The organism is Nocardia sp. NRRL WC-3656, from assembly GCF_000720265.1.
GTDB lineage: Bacteria > Actinomycetota > Actinomycetes > Mycobacteriales > Mycobacteriaceae > Nocardia > Nocardia nova.
The window spans coordinates 1-2,309 of sequence record NZ_JOJF01000080.1; the positions used below are offsets into that span (position 1 = coordinate 1).

Below are 2,309 nucleotides of genomic sequence, written 5' to 3' on the forward strand. Positions count from 1 at the left end.
TCGGATTCACCTGCGAGGCAGAGGGTTTCGCGCTCATGCGGCCCAGTCCTCTCCGCCATCGGGGTCGAAGTCCCAGCCCGAGGGAGCCGACCCGGTTTCCGCGAGCAGGTGCACCGCGACCGACACCGGATCCAGCCCGCGGCGCTCCAGCCGGCACCGGCGGTGGGCTTGCAGATCGATCACGTCCTCCTCGTATCCGGCGTCGGCGACGAGGGCGGGGCGGCGGTTGCGCTTCATGAGTTGTTTCTCCTGTTCAGAGGTGGTGCGCGGCCATCGGATGAAGGCGCGCGGAACGAAGCCCGGAAATGGGCCGAAGGTCAGAAATCCCCCGAAGAATTGCGGTCAGGCCGCTTCGAGACCGTCTCCGAGGTCGTCAGGGTCGAAACCGGAATAGTCCTCGGTCGGCGCGAAATCCGGTGCCAACGAGTAGGTTTCGACAATCTGATTGATCTGGTCGTCGGTGATCCAGAACGCCCGGACACGGGTGAATTCAGTGGTGCCGTCTTCGCCGACGTAGCCGACACCGGGCGTGTGTTCGGAGATCTGGTCGCACAACGCGCCGCGGTCTCGTGCGCCTTGGCCGTGGACCATGGCGACCTGGTTCGGTTCGTCCAGCCGCAGGCCGATCCGGACGGGGAACAGTTGCCGGTTGGGCATGGTCTCCTTGCTCGGGTCCTGCAACGCAGCCACCACCGACACCGCAGCCGCACGGCCCTTGGACTGCAACATGCCCGTCAGCCGCCGGAACTTCTCGCGTTCGTCCTTCTCCGCGTACGACGACAGCGACGCCGCCTCATCGATCATGATCAGGATCAACGGTTCATCCGGCGTGGGAACCAGCTTGCGCAACCCCGCAGCCCGCATGCGGGCCAGCCTCTCGTCCATCACCTTCACGGCCTTTTCCAGCGCCGCGAGAATGGTTTCGGCGTTCGTGGCGAACTCGACGAAGATGCGATTTTCGCCCTTACCGAACTCCACACCGCCCTTCGGGTCGATCATCCACACATCCACATAGCCGGCCTTGATCGCCGGACCCAGCGCCGCGAGGATCGACCACAGCACCGAACCCTTACCCGAACCAGTGGCACCAGCGAGCAGGATGTGCGTGTAGAGGATGCGCAGCAACCACGGCGTGCCGTCTTCCCGAACACCGACCATCGCCGCTTCCAGATCGACCCCGGTCGCCTCCAGGATCGAAGTGGTAGCGGGTTCGGCGAGAGTGTCATGGACGCGGATCTCCAACCGGACCCAGCCGGGCGCCGGCGAGGACGCCGTAACGGACGGGACAGCGATGTAGTCGGCCAGCCGGTTACGGGTGTCGTCGTTGGACCAATCCGACAAGGTCTGTCCGCCGCGCATCAGCAGATCGATGGTCATGCCGTGGGGGCTGTAGTCCCACCACTCGACCCGCGGGAATCCGGTCTCGATCGAGCCGAGTTTCAGGTCGGTGAACATCTGCCACGAGTGCGCGGTGGAGGCGAACGCGAGCACCGCCGGCCGCAGCGTCGTGGGGGCTTCTTCCGTGATCTGTTCCAGCGCACGGGCGGTGGTGGTGGCGGGTCGGCGGCCCCACGGCAGCACGTAAGCCATGAACGCCAGCGCACCGCCCGCAGCGACCGCGTACGGCACCATGTCCACGGCGGTCATCGGGTTTCCTCCTTCGGGATTTCGAGTTCGCAGAACAGGCGGCAACCGTTGTCGGTAGCCGGGGGCAAGGCAGGCTCGTTGCAGAACAAGCTGCACCCATTCGCCTCCGCCGGCGGGGGAGTGGGTTCGTCGCAGAACATGACGCACCCCGCAGGATTCGTGGAGTGCTGCACCGCGGCCGGGGCCACCTCATGACGCGGCCCGAAGGCCAAGAACCCAGCGACCCCGAGAACCGCGGCAGTCGCGCCGAGAGCGGTAATGCCCACCGTGGCAGCACCATTGATACGGGTAGAGCCGGTACAGGCTCAGGCGCGGGAACTTCGATCGGCTCCGGAACTTCCGGTGCCGCAACAGGTTCGGAGACGGGCTCCGACGCGGGAGCCGGTTCGGGCTCCGTGGCAGGTTCGGGATTGCGGGCCGCGCGGAACAGCACCGCGAGACCGTGCGTGTCCACCAGCAGCGACACCGGGGCGATAGCCGCGACGATCGCGCACAACCAGGCCGGAAGCGGGTGACCGTTGGCGACAGCGTGAATGCTGTTGCCTGCCACCGACACCACCGCACCCACCGCCAGAACCCAGTTGAAGAACTTGCGTTCCGGCGACTTCGCCAGCACCAGAGCACCGGCAGTGGCTTGCACGATCGTGCCGTCGATGATCAGC

At 66.1% G+C, this 2,309-nt stretch carries 2 protein-coding genes; both read right to left on the reverse strand.

From position 1 onward, the window contains the following. Window positions 1-33: 33 nt before the first annotated feature. Window positions 34-237, reverse strand: a complete 204-nt coding sequence (locus IG65_RS0133860) for a hypothetical protein (protein WP_030518995.1) — start codon at window positions 235-237, stop codon at window positions 34-36. A gap of 105 nt (window positions 238-342) precedes the next feature. Next, window positions 343-1,647 (reverse strand): FtsK/SpoIIIE domain-containing protein, encoded by a 1,305-nt coding sequence (locus tag IG65_RS36380; RefSeq protein ID WP_051757328.1) that lies wholly within the window; start codon window positions 1,645-1,647, stop codon window positions 343-345. Window positions 1,648-2,309 lie beyond the last annotated feature (662 nt).